Origin of the sequence: Pantoea sp. SOD02 (assembly GCF_024707505.1) — a bacterium.
Lineage (GTDB): Bacteria > Pseudomonadota > Gammaproteobacteria > Enterobacterales > Enterobacteriaceae > Pantoea > Pantoea symbiotica.
Genome location: NZ_CP102604.1, coordinates 2763665 through 2788945, shown reverse-complemented (window position 1 = coordinate 2788945; position 25281 = coordinate 2763665). Strand labels below are relative to the sequence as shown.

At 54.5% G+C, this 25281-nt stretch carries 18 protein-coding genes; 9 read left to right on the top strand and 9 right to left on the bottom strand.

The genetic code is table 11. The features are described from left to right. Window positions 1-22: 22 nt before the first annotated feature. The 4 genes from yfaE to ubiG form a co-directional block, all read right to left on the bottom strand. Window positions 23-283, bottom strand: coding sequence for a class I ribonucleotide reductase maintenance protein YfaE (yfaE, locus tag NR302_RS12930; RefSeq protein WP_061717835.1), 261 nt, complete (start codon window positions 281-283; stop codon window positions 23-25). 2 nt (window positions 284-285) lie between these two features. Next, a complete protein-coding gene (gene nrdB / locus NR302_RS12925) occupies window positions 286-1416 on the bottom strand; it encodes a class Ia ribonucleoside-diphosphate reductase subunit beta (protein WP_008105120.1) in 1131 nt (376 codons plus the stop codon). A 53-nt stretch (window positions 1417-1469) separates the two neighbouring features. Further along, on the bottom strand, window positions 1470-3755 hold the full coding sequence (gene nrdA, locus NR302_RS12920; RefSeq protein ID WP_154190330.1) for a class 1a ribonucleoside-diphosphate reductase subunit alpha: 2286 nt from the start codon (window positions 3753-3755) through the stop codon (window positions 1470-1472). A 577-nt stretch (window positions 3756-4332) separates the two neighbouring features. Beyond that, window positions 4333-5058 (bottom strand): bifunctional 2-polyprenyl-6-hydroxyphenol methylase/3-demethylubiquinol 3-O-methyltransferase UbiG, encoded by a 726-nt coding sequence (gene ubiG / locus NR302_RS12915; protein ID WP_008105116.1) that lies wholly within the window; start codon window positions 5056-5058, stop codon window positions 4333-4335. A 176-nt stretch (window positions 5059-5234) separates the two neighbouring features. On the opposite strand from ubiG, the gene gyrA reads away from it, so the two are divergent. Together gyrA and rcsC are read left to right on the top strand one after the other, a co-directional pair. Next, the gene (gene gyrA, locus NR302_RS12910) at window positions 5235-7874 is read left to right on the top strand and encodes a DNA topoisomerase (ATP-hydrolyzing) subunit A (protein ID WP_008105113.1); all 2640 of its coding nucleotides are present in this window, start codon (window positions 5235-5237) and stop codon (window positions 7872-7874) included. A 163-nt stretch (window positions 7875-8037) separates the two neighbouring features. After that, window positions 8038-10893, top strand: coding sequence for a two-component system sensor histidine kinase RcsC (gene rcsC, locus NR302_RS12905; protein ID WP_008105111.1), 2856 nt, complete (start codon window positions 8038-8040; stop codon window positions 10891-10893). A 49-nt stretch (window positions 10894-10942) separates the two neighbouring features. Here rcsC and rcsB read toward each other — a convergent pair whose 3' ends face one another. The 3 genes from rcsB to NR302_RS12890 are packed head-to-tail and all read right to left on the bottom strand — an operon-like array spanning window position 10943 to window position 15436. Further along, window positions 10943-11593 (bottom strand): response regulator transcription factor RcsB, encoded by a 651-nt coding sequence (rcsB, locus tag NR302_RS12900; RefSeq protein ID WP_007889370.1) that lies wholly within the window; start codon window positions 11591-11593, stop codon window positions 10943-10945. 1 nt (window position 11594) lies between these two features. Next, a complete protein-coding gene (gene rcsD / locus NR302_RS12895; protein WP_061718432.1) occupies window positions 11595-14258 on the bottom strand; it encodes a phosphotransferase RcsD in 2664 nt (887 codons plus the stop codon). A 23-nt stretch (window positions 14259-14281) separates the two neighbouring features. Next, window positions 14282-15436: an MFS transporter gene (locus tag NR302_RS12890; protein WP_154155848.1), complete on the bottom strand. Its 1155-nt coding sequence runs from the start codon at window positions 15434-15436 to the stop codon at window positions 14282-14284. Between NR302_RS12890 and NR302_RS12885 the strand changes: the two genes are divergently transcribed. From NR302_RS12885 to ompC, 5 genes are all read left to right on the top strand, one after another. After that, window positions 15395-15619 carry a hypothetical protein gene (locus NR302_RS12885; protein ID WP_258145228.1) on the top strand — a complete coding sequence of 75 codons (225 nt, stop codon included), beginning with the start codon at window positions 15395-15397 and terminating at the stop codon, window positions 15617-15619. The genes NR302_RS12890 and NR302_RS12885 overlap by 42 nt on opposite strands. 377 nt (window positions 15620-15996) lie before the next feature. Then, window positions 15997-17457, top strand: coding sequence for an Ig-like domain-containing protein (locus tag NR302_RS12880; protein WP_258143661.1), 1461 nt, complete (start codon window positions 15997-15999; stop codon window positions 17455-17457). Window positions 17458-17529: 72 nt separating this feature from the next. Further along, the gene (locus tag NR302_RS12875) at window positions 17530-19662 is read left to right on the top strand and encodes a type I secretion system permease/ATPase (RefSeq protein WP_258143660.1); all 2133 of its coding nucleotides are present in this window, start codon (window positions 17530-17532) and stop codon (window positions 19660-19662) included. After that, the gene (locus tag NR302_RS12870) at window positions 19659-20828 is read left to right on the top strand and encodes an HlyD family efflux transporter periplasmic adaptor subunit (RefSeq protein ID WP_258143659.1); all 1170 of its coding nucleotides are present in this window, start codon (window positions 19659-19661) and stop codon (window positions 20826-20828) included. Before NR302_RS12875 ends, NR302_RS12870 begins: the two co-directional genes overlap by 4 nt. Before the next feature lie 597 nt (window positions 20829-21425). Beyond that, on the top strand, window positions 21426-22535 hold the full coding sequence (gene ompC / locus NR302_RS12865; RefSeq protein ID WP_154190313.1) for a porin OmpC: 1110 nt from the start codon (window positions 21426-21428) through the stop codon (window positions 22533-22535). A gap of 24 nt (window positions 22536-22559) precedes the next feature. On the opposite strand, the gene NR302_RS12860 is transcribed toward ompC, so the two are convergent. Next, window positions 22560-23123, bottom strand: a complete 564-nt coding sequence (locus tag NR302_RS12860) for a TetR/AcrR family transcriptional regulator (protein ID WP_258143658.1) — start codon at window positions 23121-23123, stop codon at window positions 22560-22562. 93 nt (window positions 23124-23216) lie between these two features. Between NR302_RS12860 and NR302_RS12855 the strand changes: the two genes are divergently transcribed. Further along, on the top strand, window positions 23217-23672 hold the full coding sequence (locus NR302_RS12855) for a nuclear transport factor 2 family protein (protein WP_258143657.1): 456 nt from the start codon (window positions 23217-23219) through the stop codon (window positions 23670-23672). A 3-nt stretch (window positions 23673-23675) separates the two neighbouring features. On the opposite strand, the gene NR302_RS12850 is transcribed toward NR302_RS12855, so the two are convergent. After that, entirely contained in the window at window positions 23676-23834 is a 159-nt protein-coding gene (locus tag NR302_RS12850) for a hypothetical protein (RefSeq protein ID WP_008105090.1), read from the bottom strand. Between the two features lie 402 nt (window positions 23835-24236). Between NR302_RS12850 and apbE the strand changes: the two genes are divergently transcribed. Continuing rightward, on the top strand, window positions 24237-25274 hold the full coding sequence (gene apbE / locus NR302_RS12840; protein ID WP_258143656.1) for an FAD:protein FMN transferase ApbE: 1038 nt from the start codon (window positions 24237-24239) through the stop codon (window positions 25272-25274). Window positions 25275-25281: the final 7 nt, after the last annotated feature.

Here is a 25281-nt window from a genome sequence, read left to right as displayed (position 1 = left end):
CCATTCATGGCGACCTACTCAATCACAACTCGATCTCAATCTCCCCTTTGGCGCGACAGCAGCACGGTAAAATCTCGCCTTGCTGCACAAACGCCAACGGGGTTTCCGCATAATCCACTTCGCCTTTCAGCAAGCGCATACGGCAAGAGCCGCAGTAGCCCTCGCGACACTGAAACTCAACGCACAGATTATTGGCTTCCAGCGTCGCCAGCAGATTGGGGTGATCTTCTGCGCACTCCAACCGGGAGCCGGAGCTACGCAGAATAACAACAGAGCGGCTCATGCTTACAGCTGGAAGCCGTCGAAATCGTCTTCGCCCACTTCAGAATCAATCTGACCGACCAAATACGAGCTCACTTCAACTTCCTGCGGTGCAACCTGCACGTTGTCCGATACCAGCCACGAGTTGATCCATGGAATCGGGTTGGAACGCGTCTGGAACGGCAGATCAAGACCGACCGCCTGCATACGAATGTTGGTGATGTACTCGATGTACTGGCACAGAATGTCTTTGTTCAGGCCAATCATTGAGCCGCCGCTGAACAAATATTCTGCCCACTCTTTTTCCTGCTCGGCTGCCTTCTTGAACAGGTCGTAGCATTCGTCGCGGCACTCTGCGGCGATGGCTTTCATCTCTGGATCGTCTTCACCGGTGCGCAGCAGGTTCAGCATGTGCTGGGTGCCAGTCAGATGCAGCGCTTCATCGCGTGCAATCAGCTTGATGATTTTGGCGTTACCTTCCATCAGCTCGCGCTCGGCGAAAGCAAATGAACAGGCGAAGCTGACGTAGAAGCGAATCGCCTCCAGCGCATTGACGCTCATCAGGCAGATATACAGCTGCTTTTTCAGATCGCGCAGGTTCACGGTAACGGTTTTACCGTTGACCTGATGCGTACCTTCGCCCAGCAGATGCCAGTAGCTGGTCATCTCGATCAGATCATCGTAGTACTTCGAGATATCTTCGGCGCGCGCCAGAATCTGCTCGTTGGTAACGATATCGTCAAACACCACCGCCGGATCGTTAACGATATTACGGATGATGTGGGTGTAAGAGCGCGAGTGAATGGTCTCGGAGAACGCCCAGGTTTCAATCCAGGTTTCCAGCTCAGGGATGGAAATCAGCGGCAGCAGCGCCACGTTCGGGCTACGGCCCTGAATCGAGTCCAGCAGCGTTTGATACTTCAGGTTGCTGATGAAGATGTGCTTTTCATGCTCCGGCAGCGCCTGGTAATCGATACGATCGCGCGAGACGTCCACTTCTTCCGGACGCCAGAAGAAGGAGAGTTGCTTTTCGATCAGCTTTTCAAAGATGTCATATTTCTGCTGATCGAAACGGGCAACGTTGACGGACTGGCCGAAGAACATCGGTTCTAACAGCTGGTTATTCTTGTTCTGCGAGAATGTGGAGTAAGCCATTTTGAGTCCAAATGTGAAGAGGGCCGACCAATGCCGGCCCTGACAAGATGAGATTAGATCTTACAAGCGCCGCTTTCGCAGCCATCATCCTGAATGGAAGGCGCCATATCGTCCTGTGCATCTTCCGCACCGTCGCGGGTGTTTTGATAGTACAGGGTTTTCACGCCGAACTTGTACGCGGTCAGCAGGTCTTTCAGCAACTGTTTCATCGGCACTTTGCCATTGGCAAAGCGGCTCGGATCGTAGTTGGTGTTCGACGAAATCGCCTGATCGATGAACTTCTGCATCACGCCAACCAGTTGCAGATAACCGTCGTTAGACGGCATTTCCCACAGCAGTTCGTACTGATCTTTCAGACGCTCATACTCTGGCACCACCTGACGCAGAATGCCGTCTTTCGATGCTTTGATGCTGATGTGTCCGCGCGGCGGCTCAATACCGTTGGTGGCGTTTGAAATCTGCGAAGAGGTTTCAGATGGCATCAGCGCAGAGAGCGTCGAGTTGCGCAGACCGTGCGTGGTGATGGACTCACGCAGACCTTCCCAATCCAGATGCAGCGGCTCGTTGCACACCGCGTCGAGATCCTTTTTATAGGTATCGATCGGCAGAATGCCCTGCGAGTAAGTGGTCTCTTTGAACCACGGGCACGCACCTTGCTCTTTCGCCAATTCGTTCGAGGCTTTCAGCAGGTAGTACTGAATGGCTTCGAAGGTTTTGTGCGTCAGGTTGTTCGCGCTGCCATCGGAGTAGCGCACGCCGTTTTTCGCCAGATAATACGCGTAGTTGATCACGCCAATACCCAACGTACGACGGCCCATCGCGCCACGTTGTGCTGCCGGGATTGGGTAATCCTGATAATCCAGCAGCGCATCCAGTGCACGCACCGCAAGGGTGGCCAGCTCTTCCAGATCGTCAAGGCTGTTAATCGCGCCAAGGTTAAAGGCAGACAGCGTACACAGGGCGATTTCGCCGCTTTCGTCATTGACGTCGTTCAGCGGTTTGGTCGGCAGTGCGATCTCAAGGCACAGGTTCGACTGGCGAACCGGCGCGATGCTTGGATCGAACGGGCTGTGGGTGTTGCAGTGATCGACGTTCTGGATGTAGATACGGCCAGTAGATGCACGCTCCTGCATCATCAGTGAGAACAGCTCAACGGCTTTCACACGCTGCTTGCGGATGCTGTCGTCTTTCTCATATTTGGTGTACAGACGCTCGAACTCGTCCTGATCGGCGAAGAACGCGTCGTACAGGCCAGGCACGTCAGACGGGCTGAACAGCGTGATGTCTTCACCTTTCAGCAGGCGGGTGTACATCAGTTTGTTGATCTGTACGCCGTAATCCATGTGACGCACGCGGTTGCCTTCAACACCACGGTTGTTTTTCAGCACCAGCAGGCTTTCAACTTCCAGATGCCACATTGGGTAGAACAGCGTCGCTGCACCACCGCGCACGCCGCCTTGTGAGCAAGACTTCACGGCGGTCTGGAAATGCTTGTAGAACGGAATACAGCCGGTGTGGAACGCTTCGCCACCGCGAATCGGGCTGCCCAGCGCACGAATGCGGCCAGCGTTGATGCCGATACCGGCGCGCTGCGAAACGTATTTCACAATGGCGCTAGAAGTGGCGTTGATGGAGTCGAGGCTGTCGCCGCACTCGATCAGTACGCAAGAGCTGAACTGGCGCGTTGGAGTACGCACGCCGGACATGATTGGCGTTGGCAGCGAGATCTTAAAGGTTGAGATCGCATCGTAGAAGCGCTTCACATAGTCCATACGGGTTTCGCGCGGGTAGCCAGAGAACAGGCACGCCGCCACCAGGATGTAGAGGAACTGGGCGCTTTCGTAGATTTCGCCGCTGACGCGGTTCTGCACCAGATATTTCCCTTCCAGCTGCTTAACCGCTGCGTAGGAGAAATTCATGTCGCGCCAATGGTCGATAAACTCGTCCATCTGCTCGAACTCTTCGGTGCTGTAATCTTCCAGCAGATGACGGTCGTATTTGCCCATCTCCACCATCTTCACCACCTGATCGTACAGCTTCGGCGGCTCAAACTGGCCGTAGGCTTTTTTACGCAGGTGGAAGATAGCCAGACGCGCGGCCAGGTATTGGTAATCCGGCGCATCACGAGAGATCAGGTCTGCGGCAGCCTTGATGATGGTCTCATGAATATCAGAGGTTCTGATGCCATCGTAGAACTGAATGTGTGAGCGCAGTTCAACCTGTGAAACGGAAACGTTGTTCAGCCCTTCGGCTGCCCAATCCAGTACACGGTGAATTTTGTCGAGATCAATGCGCTCCTGGCGGCCATCGCGTTTAGTAACGAGCAGACTTTGGTTCATGTCGCGTTTTTACCTGTCCATGCATGAATGACGTATTTATCCCCCATCTATGCACAAGGTTTATGCACAAGCCGCTCGTTGTGAGTAAGCCTGTGGATAAACACTATATATAGGGGGTGCGGGAAGTTTGAACAACAATATGGTGAGTATTCTAGTCAGCAATCTCTTCTTAACAAGAGTTGATTTTCACTAAAAAATCGTCCTTAGCGGCTGGCTAAAATCCTGGATCCGCATGCCGCAAGGCCTGCACTTAGTGTCAACCGCTCAGCACTTTTTTTTCACTTTATGATCGGACGCGTGTTTCTTGCTCAACCACCGCGCTTCAGGAATTTTCTTAGATGAAAAAAGCCCCGACAAGGCCGCCAGCAGCGAACTTATCTAAAATTGCTTATGAATTTTTTGTGACTTGCTTAGCCTATAAAAAAGACTGGTACGCGTCTAAAAGGAAATTGATCTGGATAAGAGGTCGCCATGAATGGCGACCCTACGGTGATGCTGCGTATTGATGCGCGCCGGTATGAATACGGTGATGGTGCGATTTTTCGTAGGGTGCGCATTTATGCGCACCGGGATGACATCACTCCTGACGATGCGTATGAATCATATAGTTAACATCTACACCGCGGCCTAAACGGAACTGGTTGGTCAGCGGATTGTAGTGCAGGCCAATCATGTTTCTTTCACGCAGCGGGGTTTCATCGACCCAGTTCAGCAGCTCGGCAGGACGGATGAATTTCTTCACGTCGTGCGTCCCGCGCGGCACCATGCGCAGCACATACTCGGCACCAAACACTGCCAGCAGCCAGGCTTTTGGATTGCGGTTGATGGTGGAGAAGAACACTTCGCCGCCGGGCTTCACCAGCTGCGCGCAGGCCAATACCACCGAGCGCGGATCCGGCACATGCTCCAGCATCTCCATGCAGGTCACCACATCATATTGGCCGGCGTGGCTTGCGGCGTGATCTTCCACGGTTTGCTGCACGTAATTAACACTAACGCCGCTCTCCAGCGCGTGCAGACGCGCCACTTCCAGCGGATCCGCGCCCATATCCAGGCCAGTAACCTCAGCGCCCTCACGCGCCATGCTCTCCGCCAGAATGCCGCCGCCGCAGCCGACATCAAGCACTTTCTTGCCGAAAAGGCCATTGCTGTGCTGCGCTATCCAGCCGAGTCGCAGGGGATTGATACGGTGCAACGGCTTAAATTCACCCTCTAAATCCCACCAGCGGGATGCCACGGCCTCAAACTTGGCAATCTCGGCGTGGTCAACGTTCTGGCGGCTTTCCTGCGGTTGTTCACTCATTGAATCATCACTCCAGACAAAATATTCCCTCAGTATAAACGCTTAAGTCACGCGAACGCATCTCTCACGCTAAAGGAAAAGCGGGATTAAGGCCTGGTTAACGTTCACCGAAGGGAAGCGATGTGATATACTTTCGCACCTTTAAATCCGGGATTATGTAGAGGGATAGCGGCTCCATGAGCGACCTTGCGAGAGAAATTACACCGGTCAATATCGAAGAAGAGTTAAAAAACTCCTACCTCGATTACGCCATGTCGGTCATTGTTGGCCGAGCCTTACCCGATGTGCGTGATGGTCTGAAGCCGGTACACCGCCGTGTGCTTTTTGCCATGAGCGAACTGGGCAACGACTGGAATAAACCCTATAAAAAATCCGCCCGTGTGGTCGGTGACGTCATCGGTAAATATCACCCGCACGGCGATTCCGCGGTATACGAAAGTATCGTGCGTATGGCCCAGCCATTCTCCCTGCGCTACATGCTGGTTGACGGTCAGGGTAACTTTGGTTCGGTCGACGGCGACTCCGCCGCAGCGATGCGTTATACCGAAGTGCGCATGGCAAAGATCTCTTCGGAGCTGCTGGCTGACCTGGAAAAGGAAACCGTCGATTTCGTGCCGAACTATGACGGCACCGAGCAGATCCCTGAAGTCCTGCCAACCAAAATTCCTAACCTGCTGGTAAACGGTTCTTCCGGTATCGCGGTAGGTATGGCAACCAACATTCCACCGCACAACCTCACGGAAGTGATCAACGGCTGTCTGGCCTTCATCGAAGATGAAGACATCACCGTTGAAGGTTTGATGGAGCACATCACCGGGCCAGATTTCCCGACCGCTGCGTTCATCAATGGTCGTCGCGGTATCGAAGAAGCCTATCGCACCGGGCGCGGTAAGATTTATATCCGCGCACGTGGCGAAGTGGAAACCGATGCCAAGACCGGCCGTGAAACCATCATCGTGCACGAACTGCCGTATCAGGTGAACAAAGCGCGCCTGATCGAGAAGATCGCCGAGCTGGTGAAAGAAAAGCGCGTAGAAGGCATCAGCGCGCTGCGTGACGAATCTGATAAAGACGGCATGCGTGTTGTCATTGAGATCAAACGCGATGCGGTCGGTGAAGTGGTTCTCAACAACCTCTACTCGCTGACCCAGCTGCAGGTCTCTTTCGGCATCAACATGGTGGCGCTGCATCAGGGCCAGCCGAAGATCATGACGCTGAAAGGCATCATCGAAGCCTTCGTTCGTCACCGTCGTGAAGTGGTTACGCGTCGTACCATTTTCGAACTGCGTAAAGCGCGCGATCGTGCTCACATCCTTGAAGGCCTGGCGATTGCGCTGGCGAACATCGATCCGATCATCGAACTGATTCGTCGTGCACCAACGCCAGCCGAAGCGAAACTGGGCCTGTTGGCACAGTCGTGGGATCTGGGTAACGTTGCCGCGATGCTGGAACGTGCCGGTAACGATGCCGCGCGTCCAGAGTGGCTGGAAGCCGAGTTTGGTATTCGCGATGGTCAATATTATCTGACCGAACAGCAAGCGCAGGCGATTCTGGATCTGCGTCTGCAGAAACTGACCGGCCTTGAGCACGAAAAACTGCTCGACGAATACAAAGAGCTGCTGGATCAGATCGCTGAGCTGCTGCACATCCTGCAGAGCGCTGAGCGCCTGATGGAAGTGATCCGTGAAGAGCTGGAGCTGATGCGCGATCAGTTCGGCGATGCACGTCGTACTGAAATCACCGCGAACAGTGCAGACATCAACATCGAAGACCTGATTAATCAGGAAGACGTTGTGGTGACGCTGTCGCATCAGGGTTATGTCAAATACCAACCGCTGACGGACTATGAAGCCCAGCGTCGCGGTGGTAAAGGCAAATCCGCCGCACGTATTAAAGAAGAAGACTTTATCGACCGTCTGCTGGTGGCCAACACCCATGACACCATTCTGTGCTTCTCCAGCCGTGGCCGTCTCTACTGGATGAAGGTCTATCAGCTGCCGGAAGCCAGCCGTGGTGCGCGCGGTCGTCCAATCGTCAACCTGTTGCCGCTGGAAGCTAACGAACGTATCACCGCCATTCTGCCGGTGCGTGAATACACAGAAGGCTTCAACATCTTCATGGCCACCGCGAGCGGTACCGTGAAGAAAACCGCGTTGCAAGAGTTCAGCCGTCCGCGTAGCGCGGGCATCATCGCCATCAACCTGCGTGAGGATGATGAGCTGATTGGTGTGGCGCTGACCAACGGTAGCGACGAAGCGATGCTGTTCTCTGCCGCCGGTAAAGTGGTGCGCTTCGCTGAAACTGCGGTACGTGCGATGGGCCGTTCGGCTTCGGGCGTGCGCGGTATTAAGCTGGCTGAAAGTGACAAAGTGGTGTCGCTGATTGTGCCACGTGAAGAGGGCGCGATCCTCACCGTGACGCAGAACGGTTACGGTAAACGTACCGCCAATACCGAGTATCCAACCAAGTCGCGTGCGACCCAGGGCGTGATCTCGATTAAAGTCACCGATCGTAACGGACCGGTTATCGGTGCGGTACAGGTGGTGGATGGCGATCAGATCATGATGATCACCGATGCCGGTACGCTGGTGCGTACTCGCGTGTCAGAAGTCAGCGTGGTTGGCCGTAACACCCAAGGCGTGATTCTGATCCGTACTGCGGAAGATGAAAACGTGGTGGGTCTGCAACGCGTTGCTGAGCCGGTGGAAGAGGAAGAACTCGACGCCATCGACGGTAGCGTAGCGGAAGGCGAGGATGATATCGCGCCGGAAGTGGACAGCGACGACGAAGCACCAGAAGCTGACGACGAAGAGTAATTCGTAACGGCTTTATTAAACGGCAGGTCAGGAAACTGGCCTGCCGTTTTTTTATCTGAGTTTTCCGCTAAAGGCGCGGGCTAGCTGGCTTTTTAGGGCCGATAAAGCTAGTGTATGAAAGCTTTTCAACATCCTGATAACTCTTACCGCCAGTGAGCCTCTTTTGAAATATCTTGTCTCCTTTCGCACTACGCTTCGAATTTCGCGCTATCTGTTTCGTGCGCTGGCGTTGCTGCTCTGGGCGCTGGGTGCGCTGCTGACCACTTTCTACATTATTAACGTGCTGCACGAGAAAGAGAACGCGGTGCGTCAGGAGTTTGCTACCAATTACGGTCAGGCTGAGTGGTACGTACGCCATTCGGCGGATGTGATGCGCGAGCTGAAATACATCACCGAAAATCGTCTGAGCAGCAGTGCTAACGGTCTGGATGTGCTTAACGGTTTGCCGCCGGGTAAAGGTGCGCTGCCGCAGTTTACGCCGCTGTTTTCCGATGGCGACTGCACTTCAATGAGCAACACCTGGCGCAACTCGCTGGATTCGCTCAGCTACTACATCAATTACTGGAAAAGCAATTTTGCTTCGGCGTATGAATTGAACCGCGTGTTCTTCATCGGTGGCGAAAACCAGTGTCTGGCCGATTTCACCATCGGCAGCAACAATTCGGTTGATCGTGAACGTAGCCTGAAAGCGCTGCGCGAACGCGTGCTGCACTATCGCAACGGCAATGAAGAAGAGCGCCGCCAGCCGATGTACTGGATCACCAGCAGCGCGCAGCCGGGCGTCGGCAACTTCTATATGGTGATGCCGGTGTATGTGGCGAACAAACTGCAGGCGCTGCTGGGCGTGGAGCAGAATATCCGTCTTGATGAGTTCATTCAGCCGGGCGGTTTGCCGCTGGTGGCCACCATCACCGATGAAAACTACCGTCCGCTGCTTAGCTCACGTCGCGGCGGACCGGGCTACTCGCTTGACGATCTACCGGACAACAGCACCTGGTTCGGCTATCTCGACAGCTATCGCCAGCTGGTGCTGAAGAAGCCGCTGCCGCCGTCGAATCTCAATGTGGTGTGGTCGCTTTCCACCGACGTGTTGATGGATCAGCTCAAGCTGATGCTGATTAACGCGCTGCTGCTCAACATCTTCACGGCGGTGATTCTCTTTACGCTGGCGTGGATTTTTGAGCGCCGCATGTTCCTGCCGGCCGAAGAGAATGCGCATCGGCTGGAGGAGCACGAACAGTTCAACCGCAAGATTGTCGCCTCGGCGCCGGTCGGCATCTGTATTCTGCGCACCAGCGATGGCACCAACATTCTGAGTAACGAGTTGGCACATAACTATCTGACGCTGCTGACGCAGGAAGATCGCCAGCGTCTGAATGAAATCATCGGTGGTCAGCAGGTTAACTTTGTCGATGTGCTGACCGGCAGCAACACCAACCTGCAAATCAGCTTTGTGCATTCGCGTTATCGCAATGAAAACGTGGCGATTTGCGTGCTGGTCGATGTTTCGGCGCGCGTGCGTATGGAGCAGTCGCTGCAGGAGATGGCGCACTCAGCCGAGCAGGCAAGCCAGTCGAAATCGATGTTCCTTGCCACCGTCAGCCATGAACTGCGCACGCCGCTGTACGGCATTATCGGTAACCTCGATCTGCTGCAAACCAAAGTGCTGCCGAAAGGCGTCGATTCACTGGTGACGGCGATGAACAACTCGTCGAGCCTGCTGCTGAAGATCATCAGCGACATCCTCGACTTCTCGAAGATTGAATCCGAGCAGCTGAAAATCGAGCCACATCCTTTCTCGCCGCGAGAAGTGGTCAATCATATTGCCAGCAACTATCTGTCGCTGGTGGTGCGTAAACGCCTGACGCTGTATGTATTTATCGAAAATGATGTGCCGCTGACCATGGATGGCGACGCCATGCGCCTCCAGCAGGTGATATCTAACCTGCTGAACAACGCCATCAAATTCACCCATACCGGCTGCATCATCCTGCATGCTTACGTCAAAGAGGGATATCTGGCGTTCCGCGTGCGTGATACCGGCGTCGGTATTCCGGCCAAAGAGGTGACGCGCCTGTTCGATCCATTCTTCCAGGTAGGTTCGGGCGTGCAGCGTAACTTCCAGGGAACTGGCTTAGGGCTGGCGATCTGTGAAAAGCTGATCAACATGATGGACGGTGATATCGAAGTCGATTCCGAACCGGGCATGGGCAGCCAGTTTATCGTGCGCATTCCGATCTATTCCGGTCAGATGGCGGCACCACCGTTGCTGGACGGCTTGCAGGAAAAAGCCATCTGGCTCGATATGCGCAATGAATATCTCGCCAGCTTCCTGCTGCGTCTGCTGCAACAGCAGGGCATTCAGGTAGCGTATTATCACGGCCAGGCGGCAGCGGATGATGTGATCATCAGCGATCACGATGAGCCCGCTGCGCAAAGCGGACGCGCGCATATTCGTATCTGTGGTCAGCACATCGACATGCCGCACGAAACCGCGCCGGGGCAATGGATTCAGAGCAGCGCGATGCTGCACGATCTGCCGCAGCTGTTAGGCCGCATCTATCGCATCAACATCAATAGCGAAACCGCCACGCCGCTGCCGTTAACCGCGCCAAAAGCGGCCGCGACCTTCGAAGATATCATCGTGCTGATTGTTGATGACCATCCGATCAACCGCATGCTGCTGTCGGAACAGTTGGGCACCGTGGGTTATCAGACCAAAACCGCGCAGGACGGCGTGGATGCGCTGAACGTGCTGAGCCGCAATCATATCGATATCGTGCTGAGCGATGTGAACATGCCGAACATGGATGGTTATCGCCTGACACAACGTCTGCGTCAGCTAGGACATACTTTCCCGGTGATTGGCGTCACGGCCAATGCGTTAGCGGAAGAGAAGCAGCGCTGTATGGATGCGGGCATGGATAACTGTTTGTCGAAGCCAGTTACGCTGGATGTGCTGAAAAGTACGCTGGCGGTGTATGCGGAACGCGTCAGAAAGGGCAGGGAAGAGACGTAATAAGCGAGCAAAAAAACGGGCGGTGTCAGAAGACGCCGCCCATTGAGGATTACTCTTTGTCGACCTGAGTGGCGCTAACAGAAGAGAGATAGTTCAGCAGCGCGATATCGTTTTCCACGCCCAGTTTCATCATGGCTGATTTCTTCTGGCTACTGATGGTTTTGATACTGCGGTTCAGTTTCTTAGCGATCTCAGTCACCAGGAAACCTTCTGCGAACAGACGCAGTACTTCGCTCTCTTTCGGCGACAGACGTTTGTCACCGTAACCGCCAGCGCTGATGCGCTCCAGCAGTTTTGCCACGCTTTCCGGCGTATATTTTTTGCCTTTCTGCAGAGCAGCCAATGCTTTTGGCAGATCGGTTGGTGCGCCTTGCTTCAGTACGATCCCTTCGATATCCAGATCCAACACCGCGCTCAGGATCGCTGGGTTATTGTTCATGGTAAGAACGATAATCGAGAGATCCGGATAGTGACGTTTGATGTATTTAATCAGGGTGATACCGTCACCGTACTTCTCGCCTGGCATGGAGAGGTCGGTAATCAGGACATTGGCGTCCAGTTTAGGCAAGCTGTTTACTAATGCTGTTGAGTCTTCAAACTCACCTACAACGTTAACCCATTCAATCTGTTCCAGTGACTTACGGATACCGAACAGAACGATCGGATGGTCATCGGCAATAATTACGTTCAAGTTATTCATCTTATTGGTTACCTTGCTGCAGCAGTTGGCTGACGTACGCGTCAATTTCACTGGTGGTATTTTTAATGGTTAAATCGTCACATACTTTAATGTGTTGTTCTAACGCTTCACAAAGCAGTTTACCTGACCCCAGATTGAGCATGGCAAACACGCCTTTCAGGCGATGTGCTGTCTGAGCAAGCGAGGGATAATCCTTTTCCGCCGCTTCAGTATACAGTCTCTTCACATCTGGCGGTACTGTCTCGGTAAACAGCTGGAAATAGCCTCCGCTCATCAGCGGCGTGGCTTCTTCATCTTCGCGACTCTCCTCTAACAAATCATGAGAAAGCTGCTTTTCAATCAGGGCCAGCAGCGCATCAAGCAGTGCATTACTGAGATTGAAGTTGACCCGGAATTGTTGATCGTTCAACGCGTGATGACCCATTTCGTCACCAGCCAGCAACAGCGCCCAACCGTTCAGGCGGGCGGGATCGTCGGTCACCAGCACATCATGATCCTGACCGGTTAAGCGTTCATCCGACGTCAGGCATTTCGCGCCCCAGTTTTCGAGGTGGCGGCAAACGATCTTGTGTACATCTTCGACGGCGATATCCACCAATGCGGTCACGCCTTCCAGCAGTTTCTCTTCCTGTTCGCCTTGCTGCTCTAACGCCAGCGGCAATTGGATATTGTAGCGTGTGCCGATATCAGGTTTAGCGATGATCTCCAGCTGGCCGCCCATCTGTTTGCACAGTTGCTTACAGAGGAAAAATGCCATGCCGGATGCCTGACCAAAACGATCCTGCGTGGTTTCACCGAGATAGGGGAAATCGACGTTCGCCAGCTCATCGACGCTCAAGCCAGAGCCGGTATCCACCAGTTGCAGTAAGACCTGATTGGGCTTGTCTTCAGTGGTTTTAATCTCCAGCGAAATCTTGCCCCAGCGCGTGGTAGTCAGCGAATAGTGCATCAGCGTGGTCAGAACTTTACGCAATGCACGACGATCGCCAAAGCGCATCTCGTCATTGGCTAAATGGTTGTTCACCACTAAAGCCAGACCTTTACGGCGCAGTAGCGGCAGGCTTTCCAGCGCGATTTCATCCAGCATATCCTGCAGGTTAAACACGCTGGCATCTGGCGACCAGTCATGCGCTTCAAGACGATTGAGCAGCACGATGTCATCCACCAGACGCGCCAAGCCCTGGCTCTCGTCGAGCAGATCGAGCACGCTTTCGTCATCGTCACGCTGGCTGAGTTGTACCAACTGCTTAACCATGCTTTGTAGCGGACGATTAAGCGCATGGCCGAGGTTATGCATTAATTGCTGACGCATCTGGTGATTGCGATCCAGCACCTGTTGCGCCTTCTGCAGCTTCTTATTCACCAGCAATTCGCGGTCCTGATCGCGCATCATAAACAGCTGGGTATGCGGCGACAGCACGCTGCGCGCGTGGCGAATCTCATACACTTCGTTATTGATGGTCGCCTGCAATACGCCCTGATGCTGATCCGACATATTGATGATTTTCTGCAAATTCAGGTGCGGCAACAGATGTTCAGCGATTTTATTGCTGAGCAGCGTGCGGTTGGTGGCGAAATCATACACCAGCAAACCAACCGGCAAGCTGGCCACGATCTCTTCATTCAGCATGCGCAGCGAATCCAGCTCGGCGCTCTGGTTTTCGTTCGGGCGCAGCGACTGCTGACGCAGCAGCGTAATGCCAGCAATCGACAGTAAAAACAGCACAAGGTTGATCAGCAGCGGCCACATCAGGTTATGCAGCGTATCCAGCGCCAGGCTGGTGAGCGGCACGCGATACACCAGCTGCAGCGAGGTACTTGGCAGCGATGCGGCGATCTCCAGATTCGGGTTTACCAGCGCCACGTGGGTGCTTTCGCTGCTGGTATCGTCGCTGGTGGTGGCGGTGGTGGAAGTTTGCGCGGCGTCCTGGCGTAGCTGGAAATTCTCCAACGGCATATTGCGCGGGATCAGATCGTTAACCGGCAAATCGAACGCGACCACGGTGGCTAAATGGCCTGGCTGATTGAAGGTGGTACGCAGCGTAAAGTAGTGATCGTTCTGCCAGGCAAAATGACGCAGCGGCGAGAAGCTTTCACGCTCATCCAGCGCATTGGCCTGCTGCAGCATTTCGGCGCGGCGGCTATCAACCAGCGTATTAATCGCGCTCTCTTTATAACGTGTCGCCATGTCTTTCAGCGGCAGCGTGGAGATCATAATCAGGCTGTTATCCTGACCATTGAGGAAGTACATCGACCAGGTCGGATTTTCCGCGCCCCACAGCGTATCGAGATAGTTGGACATGCGCATGGTCATATCCAGCGTGCTGCTATCGTGCGAACCAAAAATCAGCGCTTCGGTTTTGCGGCGGGTTTTTTCCAGATAATAGACATCCGGGCGCAGGCGGGTTTCCTGAAGATTGCTGTTCGGCGACGATCCGGCGGCGCTGGTGGCAAGGTTTTCATAGATCTGCCACGTAGCGAAGCGCGACGCATCGATACGTTTCTGCATCGCGCGTGCCAAATCGGTCATCGCATAGCGCTTCTCTGTAATCCAGGCATTGACGCTATTGTGCACCATCGCGCCCAGCGCCAGAAAAAGCACCAGGTTAAACACCACGAAAAAGCGCGTTACATTGCCGGATGTCAGAGGAAATTTATAAGGCAGCATAGTGTCTCAGGATCATGGAATTAGCGCGCAACCCGTCGGGCACTGGCAGCGACGGCCAGCAGCAGCAGAGCGATAAGCAAAAATGCACCACTCAGGCTGATCCACTGGGAAATTAATCCGATTAAAGCCGGACCTGAAAGAATACCTGCATAGCCTAACGTTGTCATGGCCGAAATCGCCAGATTCGACGGCATATCGTGTTGATTCCCGGCAGCATTGAACAACATCGGCACCGTATTGGCGAGGCCAAAACCCACCAGCAGGAAAGCCAGCAGCGCAATTTGCGGCCAGGGTAACAACACCGCCAGCGTCATGCCCGCTGCAGCGGCTAACGCACCGGTCAACATCACCGGATAACGGCCAAAGCGTTGAATCACTTTATCGCCGGTCAGACGACCAATGGTCATCGCCACCGAGAACACCGCATAACCCAAACCGGCGTGCGCTGGGCTCATATCCGGGCTTTGCAGCAGCAACAGCGCGCCCCAATCCAGCACCGCGCCTTCGGCAAGAAACAGAATAAAGCAGAGCAAACCGAGGAAAGCCACCCAGCCGCGCGGGATAACCAGCCACGGTTGATCGGGCTGGTGCAGGCGTTCGGTCATCAGCGTCGGCAGGCTCCACACCAGCAGTAACACAATCAACACCATCACCGCGCCAACTGCTTGCAACGGCGTCAGGCCGCTGCCGAGCAGCAGGCTGACGGAACCCGCGCCGATAATGCCGCCGAGGCTAAAGAAACCGTGGAAACCGGACATCATCGGCTTGCGCGCGGCTTTTTCCACTTCCACCGCCTGCACGTTCATCGCCACATCCAGCATGCCGAGTCCGGCACCAAACACCATCAAGGTGGCGGCCATCAGCCACATTACATCGAGTGTCGCCAGCAGCGGTAACACCGCCAGCACTACCAGCGTGGAGCACAACATCACCCGACGACCACCGAAACGCGCAATTAAACCGCCGGTAATCGGCATCGCCGCCAGCGATCCAATGCCTAAACACAGCAGCAAACCGCCCAATGACGCGCCGCTCAACGCCAGACGCTGGCTGGCGAACGGCACCAGCGGTGCCCATGCGGACATGCCCAATCCGGCGATAAGGAAAACGATGCGTGTCCCAAGATTGACACGGTGATGCAATTTATTGTGCGGCGCGGCGTCCAGTGCTGTCATAAAGAGTATTTTTCAGTAGCGGTTGAAGCGACGAAGTTTAGCATCAAAGCGGGCGTCACACCGCGCATCAGACAATTCGGATGGCAGCGATTAAACGCCAGAAACAGGCATATTACCGATTTTTCACGCATCGCTGCGCTTTTCCAGAACTTTCCTGGCATGTGCCAACCAAAACTGGAGTGACTTAAGTAAAATTTTTTCTACTGAATGATGCAGTATACTGATGAAAGATTCCGCGCCACACGCGGCTTACACGTCAATTTTTTGGCGCTGTCGCAAAGCACGCATTTCCGGATTTTCGCCAATAGGCAGCGACCACCTAAAACCGATATGTTAGTCATCCCATCGGCTCCCGATGCGGAATATAGCGAGATCGAGATTATTTCTCCCGATTGGGAGAGTTTTGCTGTGTCTTATTTTAATCCTTGTTACCTGCTGGTAACCCGTTTTCATCAGGCGAAGCGGACCGTTTATTAACGGTCTGTATGGCGCACCGGTACGCTTAAATCATTAATAAGCTTAATGGCCGCTGCAATACATTCCCTGTAACGAGGTTACCTATGTCTTCACATCAATCAGAACAACAATTAGCGGCGATTCTGCAATCTGCGGTCAGCCTTTATCCGGTAGCAGACGACACTTCAACTTTGCAAACGCGCAGCGTGGATACCACGCCGCCCGCGCCGCTACGTCCGTATGAACCCATAGCGATGGATGGTGTGATCGCCGCGTGGGAATCCGGCAGGAACATTCACCTGCGCGGCCGCGCCGAATCCGAACCCGGCGCCACCGTAACGCTGAGCTTTAACGGTGAAAGCTGGCACAGCACGGTGAATAAATGGGGTTACTGGAATGCCTCGATGCCGCCTTCGGTGCTCAACGGATTAGCCGACGGCGCCTATTCGTTGACGCTAACCATCACCGACAAAGCCGGCAACAGCACCGATACGCAGGTGGGTTTTGGGGTTTACGTGGATAAAACCATCAAGCCCACGCTGACGGTGGATCCAATCAGCGGGGATAACGCGGTTAACGTGGCTGAAGGCATTTACGGCGTGGAGGTGCACGGCAGCGTCACGCATGTGCCGGCGAACAGCCACATTACGGTGATCTTAGCCGGTAATAAATATATTGGCGGCGTTAATGACAAAGGCGAATGGACCGCTGCCATTCCCTCACAAGATCTTCAGGCATTACAGGATGGCGTCTATAGCCTGAAAGTCAGCGCCACCGATCCCAACGGCAAAACCACCGCTTATCAGCAGGATGTCACCTTAATTACCCACGTCAGCAGTTTGCCTCACATCAGCTTCGATAAGGTCACGGCGGACAACGTGATCAATAAAGAAGAGAGCCAAAACGATCTCACCTTTAGCGGCGACCTCTCGGTGATGGTGCCGGGCCAGCAACTGTTGCTGTGCAGCGGTGATGCAGTCTATCACGCACAGATTGGCAGCGATGGTCACTGGCAGGTGACGATTCCGTCCACTGAAGTGGCGAGTTTCATTTCACTGGGCGAAGTGCGTGTCTATGCGCAGGATGGCGCCGGCAACAGCACCGACGCATTGCTGGAACTCAACGTGGTCACCAAACTGCCAGACATCTATTACGAAATTGATATTGGCGGCGATACCACGCTGAGTCAGCAGGAAGCACAGCACGATCTCAGTTTCTATCTCGAAGGCGTAAAGGAGCTGACGCTCAACGGCAAAAACTACACGCCGGTCAACGGCATGGTGACCATCAGCGCCGAAGATCTGCAGGCGCTGCCGGATGGTGAAGTGTCGCCGCTGGCCACGCGCTGGGATGAGTACGGTAACCACGACACGCAAATCATCGAGAACCTGTTCAACGTCGCCACGCATCAGGTGCCGACCGTTACGCTGAATCAGCCGTCAGGCGACAGCACCGCCGCTCCGCACAGCGATGCGCGCGCCACGGAAAGCCACTACAACGCCAGCGATAGCAGCTACACCCTCGCCGATCATCTGCAGCAACATCAGGTTCAGAACCTTGCTTAATCCGCACATCAACCGCTAGCGACCTCGGCTAGCGGTTGCCAGCCCACTCTCATTGCTCACGGGACAACAGGGATGACTGCACAACCCTTCAACAGCGACAACGGCATCGCGGCGATGCTGCGCGTGGCGGCACGCTTCGGTAAACCAGCAGACGCCAGCACGCTGCGTCAGCAGATGCGCTGGTTTCAACATCTGGCACCCACGCAACAACTAGAACGTTTAGCCGGGCTGTTAGGCCTGCATTTCATGCTGGTGCCGCATAGCAAACTGCGCTGGCGGCAGGAAATCGTGCCGGTATTGCTGCTGTTGGAAAACGGCAGCGTGGCGTTGATTGAAGAGGTGGATAGCAATGGTGGCGTGCGTTACTGGCTGAGCGAAAGTGGCGATGTGGTGCGCACAGGTCAGCTGCAGGATTTGTTGCTGCAGGCCGACATGCAGGTTGGCGTGATTGGCGTGGCGGCACGGGCGCGCGATGCGCGCATCGACGAGTTTGTGCAGCCGTATCAGCCGCACTGGTTCTGGCATAACTTTCGTGGCATGAAGCGGCGCATCGCGGAAATCAGCCTGGCATCGCTGGTCGGTAACGTGCTGGCGCTGGCGGGCATTCTGTTTTCCATGCAGGTCTACGATCGGGTGATTCCGGCGCAGTCGCAGCCGACGTTGTGGGTGCTGTTTGCCGGCGTGGTGCTGGCGGCGGCGATCGAGTATCTGATTCGCCTGATGCGCACCCAGGTTTCCGATCTAATGGGCAAACGCATCGACCTGAAAATATCCGCCATGCTGTTCGCGCGGGCGATGAATATCCGCAACGAAGCGCGTCCGCGTTCTACCGGCTCCTTTATTGCCCAACTGCGTGAAATTGATCAGGTACGCGAACTGCTGACTTCCACCACGGTGAATGCCGCCGCCGACCTGCCTTTTGTGCTGCTGTTTCTGCTGATCATGGCGTCGATTGGCGGCTGGCTGGTGCTGATTCCGTTACTGGCGATTCCGCTGATTGTCATTCCCGGCTTGCTGGTGCAGATCCCAATGGCGAGGCTGGCGCAGGAAGGGTTGCGTGAAAGCGCGCTGCGTCAGGCGGTGCTGGTGGAAACCCTCGAAGGCGTTGAAGACATCAAAGCGCTGCAAGCGGAACCCTATTTTCAACGGCAGTGGGAGCAAACGCACGAAGTCAGCGCGGCCATCAGCAATCAGCAACGTTTGTGGGGCGCACGCCTCACCGGTTGGTCGGCCAGCGTTCAGCAGCTCACCTATGCCGGCATGTTGGTGTTCGGTGTCTATCTGGTGCTCGACAATCAGATCACCACCGGCACGCTAGTGGCGTGCAGCTTGCTCTCGTCACGCACCATCGCGCCGCTGATGCAGCTCACCATGGTGTTCTCGCGCTGGCAGCATGCTAAATCGGCAATGAAAGGGCTGGATGAGCTGCTGAAAAAGCCGCTCGACCAACCCGATCACGCCACGCTGGCGCACTGTCCGGTGCTGACCGGCAGCTATCAACTGCAAAACGTGCATTACCGCTACGAAGAGGAGAGCGGTAATAGCGTGCTTAACATTCCGCAGCTGCAGATCACGCCCGGCGAACGTGTGGCGATCCTCGGTAAAGTCGGCGCGGGTAAATCGACGCTGCTGAAAATGCTGGCCGGTCAGGCGCGCGCCAGCCAGGGAAAAGTGTTGGTGGACGGCGTCGATCTCACCTGCATCGATCCGGTCGATCTGCGGCGTCAGCTTGGCTGGCTGTCGCAGGATGCGCGGCTGTTTTTCGGTACGCTGCGCCAGAACCTGCTGCTCGGGAATCCGCACGCCAGCGAGCAGGAGATGCTGCAAGCGCTGCGCATCAGCGGCGCGTTAGCGCTGGTACAGCAGGACGCAGCCAGCCTCGATCGCATTATTCATGAAGGCGGACGCGGCTTGTCCGGCGGCCAGCGGCAAATGGTGCTGCTCAGCCGGCTGATTCTGCGCCAGCCGCAGGTGGTGCTGCTGGATGAACCGACGGCGGCGATGGATGAACAGCTGGAAGCGCAGGTGATTCGCCAGCTGGCGCAATGGGTAACCGGGCGCACGCTGGTGCTGGTCACGCATCGTCCCGCGCTGCTACGCATGGTCGATCGCATCATCGTGATGGATAACGGCCGCATTGTGGCCGATGGCGCGCGCGATGAGATTCTGCGTCATGCCGCCAGTAAAAAAGGAGATGCGGCATGAGCGTGGTGTTGCTGGATAAAGATCTGGCGCGGCGTGAACGTCGCACCTCGGCCATCATCTGGCTGTGCGTGGTAGCGCTGCTGCTGTTTCTGCTGTGGGCGCACTTTGCGGTGCTGGATGAAGTGACGGTCGGCATCGGCAAAGTCACGCCTTCCAGCCGCGCGCAGATCATTGATAGCCTTGATGGCGGCATCGTCAAACAGCTCGATGTGCACGAAGGCAATATCGTGCAGCGCGGCGAGGTGCTGGCAACGCTCGATCCCACGCGCTTTCAAACCAATTTTGGTGAAGCGATTGCGCGGGTGCGCACGCTGCGAGCTTCCTCTGAACGTTTACAGGCCGAGCTCAGCGATACGCCGCTGAAATTCAGTGCCGATATATTGCAGCATCCCGAGCTGGTGGCGCGCGAAACGCAGCTTTACCAGGCGCGGCGGCAGAACTTTATCGAGACCATCGGTAATTTGCAGCAATCGCTGACGTTGGTGCAGGCAGAGCTCAACGTGACGGAACCGCTGATGCTGCGCGGTGCGGCGGGCAAAGTGGATGTGATTCGCCTGCGTCGCCAGGTGAGCGATCTGCGCGGCAAAATCGACGAAGCGCGCAACGATTATTATGTGCGCGCCCATGAAGAGCAGGTGAAGAACAACGGTGAGCTGGATGCGCAATTGCAGGTGGCGGCGGGCAAACAGGATCTGCTGACGCGCACCACGCTGATTTCGCCGGTGCGCGGCATTGTGAAAGATGTGCGCGTCACCACCGTGGGCGGCGTGCTGGAGCCGGGTGGCAAGCTGATGGAGATTGTGCCGCTGGAGGATCAGCTGCTGATTGAGACGCGCATCAATCCGCGCGATATTGGCTACATTCGGCCGGGTTTACCTGCGGTGGTGAAGATCACCGCCTACGACGCTTCCATCTATGGCGACCTACACGGAGAAGTCGAAACCGTTTCACCCGATACGTTGCAGGACGACGTGCGCCACGACGAATTTTACTATCGCGTCTATGTGCGCACGCAAAAAGCCGAGCTGACTAATAAAAGCGGACGCAAATTCGCCATCATGCCCGGCATGGTGGCCAATGTTGAAATTAAAACCGGTCAGAAAACCGTCATGGATTATTTACTTAAGCCGCTGAATAAAGCGAAGGAATCACTGCGCGAGCGTTGATAATCTGCGCCGACTATTATTGCAGCGAACTTTGTTACGTGCCGAAATTAACATTGCCATTTTAAGACTATGAATTGAACAAAATGTGCGGAAAGAGGCAAATAATGCGCGGCGATTATTGTGGATAATTTAACCCGCATAATTAACTTTACGCAATATAAGGTGATTCCTGAATTTCGGGCAAAAAAATGCCGGGCAATCTAGCCCGGCGGGAAATTAGGGTAAATCAAATCATTCGGGGTGAATGAAGGTAATAATGAAATAAATGATGATAGCGGGAATAATTGTATGCTCTGGATGGGTTAGAGTTTTGTCATTCAGTGCGGAAATGTAACTCATGTAATTTTATGTTTTTAAACGATTAAATTATATATTTGCAAAAAGTGCTATATTTTTTACCTATCTGTGCTGGTTATTAGTTCCCCGATATTTACATCCTGAAATAACTATTAAATAGAATGAAACAGTTTTGGAAATTTAGTAGCATTTTCGTGATAGATTATTGCCCAACATAAAATAACAATGGCTTGCCGGCTGAATTTTTAATCGTTCAGCTCGCAGTGGCAAAAATAAAGGCACATTAAAGAGGGTAATAAAATGAAACGTCGCGTTCTCTCCCTGATGATTCCTGCATTGCTGGTTGCAGGATCAGCAAGCGCAGCTGAAATTTACAACAAAGATGGCAACAAATTAGACCTCTACGGAAAAGTGGATGGTCTGCATTATTTCTCTGATAACTCTAGCTCAGACGGTGACCAGTCTTACCTGCGTTTTGGCTTCAAAGGTGAAACTCAGGTGACCGATCAGCTGACCGGTTACGGCCAGTGGGAATACCAGGCAGCACTGAACACCGCAGAAAGCGAAGGCACCGCTAACAGCTTTACGCGTGTTGGTTTTGCCGGTTTGAAATTTGGTGATGCAGGTTCATTCGATTACGGCCGTAACTACGGCGTGATGTACGATCTCGGCGCATGGACTGACGTTCTGCCAGAGTTCGGTGGCGATACCTACGGCGCGGACAACTTCCTGTTCCAGCGCAGCAACGGCCTCGCAACCTATCGTAATACCAACTTCTTCGGTTTAGTCGATGGCTGGAACTTCGCGGTTCAGTATCAAGGCAAAAACGACAACCCAACCGAATCCTCTTCTGGCCGTGATGTGCTGGGCGAGAACGGTGACGGCTACGGTCTGAGCACCACTTATGATCTGGGTTCAGGTTTCGGTATCGGTGCAGCGATGTTCCAGTCTGACCGTACCAACAACCAGAACAGCACCACATCGGGCATTCTGGGCCATGGCGATAAAGCCGAAGCTTACAGCGGTGCGCTGAAGTATGACGCTAACAATGTTTACCTGGCCGCGATGTACAGCCGTTCGTACAACGCCACTCGCTTTGGTTCAAGCGACGGAAGCGCTTACGGTTACGCTAACAAAGCAGATAACTGGGAATTGGTGGCACAGTACCAGTTCGACTTCGGCCTGCGTCCATCTCTGGCATTCGTCTCTTCTCGCGGGACTGATATCGAAGGTTACGGCAGCCAGAACCTGAAGAAATACATTGATGTAGGCGCAACTTACTACTTCAACAAAAACATGTCGACCTACGTTGATTACCAGATCAACCTGCTGGACGACAACAACTTCACCGACGCAGCCGGTATCAATACCGATGACGTCGTAGCGCTGGGCTTGGTTTACCAGTTCTAAGGGTGATGGAGCGTGACTTGCCGGTCACGCTCCCGTTTTCAGCAGCGCAACCAGCGCGGCACGCAGCACCTCGACCACCAGTTCCGCATCCTCGCCAATCTGTACCTGCACAATCGCTCCCTCAACCAGCAACACCATTTGCGCCGTTTTTACCTGCTGCTCAGGCATCAACTTGTCGCTTATCGCCTGCGCCATCTCACGTTTATGCTGACGAATAATTTCGCTGGCTTCCGGTAACGTGCTGCCCAGTTCCGCCGCGGTATTAATAAACGCGCAGCCGCGATAATCGTCATCCCTGAACCAGCTCAGTAATGCTGCGGGCAGGGCATCGATCAACGCCGCGTGCTGATTCAGCGCATGACGAAACGCCAGCATCCAGCGCTGATGACGCTGCTGCAAAAACGCCAGCACCAGCGCATTTTTCGCCGGAAAGTGACGATAGAAGGTCACTTTAGTCACGCCCGCTTCTGCAATCACCTTGTCCACGCCGGTGGCGCGAATGCCCTGTTGGTAAAACAGCTGCTGCGCGCACAGCAAGATACGATCGCGCGCGGATGCGCTGGCATCAAAGATCAGAGGCTCAAGCATAAAAAATTCCTTGTGTGCATGTAGACAGAATTGTCTACATACGGCAGGATGAATCAAGTAGACAGACCTGTCTACTTAATCGGGAGAAATAACATGCTGGTGCCACCATTTAATCAACAAACCGCGTTACAGAAAGTCCGCATGGCGGAAGATGCCTGGAACAGCTGCGATGCGCAGCGTGTTTCGCTGGTGTACAGCGAAGACACGCGCTGGCGCAATCGCAGTGAATTCGTCAATGGACGCGCAGAAGTCGTGACCTTCCTGCAGCGCAAGTGGGTCAAAGAGTTGGATTATCGACTGATCAAAGAGTTATGGGCGTGGCACGAAGATAAGCTGGCGGTGCGCTTTGCCTATGAATGGCATGATGACAGCGGTAACTGGTTCCGCAGCTATGGCAATGAGAACTGGCACTTTGGCGCCGATGGTTTGATGATTCAGCGATTCGCCTGCATCAACGATCTGCCGATCCGCGCAGACCAGCGTCTGTTCCACTGGGCAGCTGGCACGCGCCCGGACGATCATCCGGGCCTGAGTGAGTTGGGGTTGTAGCGATTATTGGATACCGCGCCATTTTTTGGCTTTTGGCGCCGGTTGCGGCGGCGGGTTGGTGATGGCTGTCAGGCTGCCTTCCATCGCTACACCCGCCAGCGTGAAGGCGGAGAAGCTAAGCCAGTGCTGCCATTTACTGTTTTGTGTTTTAGTATTTTCCATTCTGCACCTCGCTGAAGTTCAACTCATCTTCAACAATGCAGCATTCATGCCAGCGCACCGCTCTCAGCGCCACGCGCCTTGCAGCGGCTTTGCTACACTGCGCCAGCGCTGAAGCGGTGCAGAAGGGTGATTTTCTGGTGCAATAATTTAACGTCGGCGTGCAGGATAGTGCTGAATCAGGCGATGGCGGTAAGTCTGCCAACATTTGAAGCTGCCATAAATAAACAGCGCGGCGGTAATTGCGACAATCATATAAACCATCTGATGCTCCTGTAGGCATAACGGTGCAGGAACCGCTTATCCTGTGTCAGCGTTTATCGAACATCAAGCAGCTTTAGACTGCTTTACAAGCGAGTTATGCTTTGTAATTGGCTGTAGTAATGCGTTACAGATGAGGAATTGATGCGTTTTCAGAATATTCTGCTAATTAGCCTGCTGGCATTCGGCCTCAGCGGTTGCGAAAAAAAGAGTAGCCAACCCGCGCTGGTGCTGGAAGGTAAAACCATGGGCACCTTGTGGCGCGTCAGTGTTGCCGGCGTCGATCAACAGCGCAAAGCGGCGTTACAGCAGCTGATTCAGCAACAGCTGGATCGTGATGACGGCGAACTCTCGACATGGAAAAGTGATTCGGTGCTGTCGCGCTTTAATCAGTATCAAGGTAATACTCCGCAGCCGGTGAGCGCCGATATGGCGGATATTGTCACTGAAGCGCTGCGAATTGGGCACAAAACCTCGGGTGCGATGGATATTACCGTCGGCCCGCTGGTTAATCTGTGGGGTTTTGGCCCGACGAAGCAACCGGCGCACACGCCCAGCGAGGTGGAAATCGCAGCCGCTAAAGCGCTGACCGGTTTGCAGCATCTGCGTGTCATTCAGGGCGTTGACGGCCAATGGCTGCAGAAAGATCTGCCCGGCTTGTATGTCGATCTCTCGACCATGGGCGAAGGTTATGCCACCGATCATCTGGCTCGCCTGATGGAGCAGCAAGGCATCACCAATTATCTGGTTTCGGTGGGTGGCGCGGTATTGAGCCGTGGCGTTAATGGCAATCAGCAGCCGTGGCGCGTGGCGATCCAGAAACCCACCGATCGCGAAAACGCAGTGGAAGCACGCGTTGATCTGCAAGGGCACGGCATCAGCACTTCCGGCAGCTATCGCAACTATTATGAACTGGACGGCAAACGCATTTCGCACGTCATCGATCCCACCACGGGCAGACCGATTGAGCACAAGCTGGTTTCGGCGACGGTGATTGCTACTACCGCGCTGGAGGCGGATGGCTGGGATACTGGTTTAATGGTGCTCGGCAGCGAACGCGCTAAAGCGTTGGCGTTAAAAGAGCATCTGGCGGTCTATTTGATCAGCAAGCAGGGCGACAGCTTTACTCACTGGATGTCGCCGCAGTTTAAAACCTTCCTCATCGATCAGGCATCTCAATAAAGGAGGC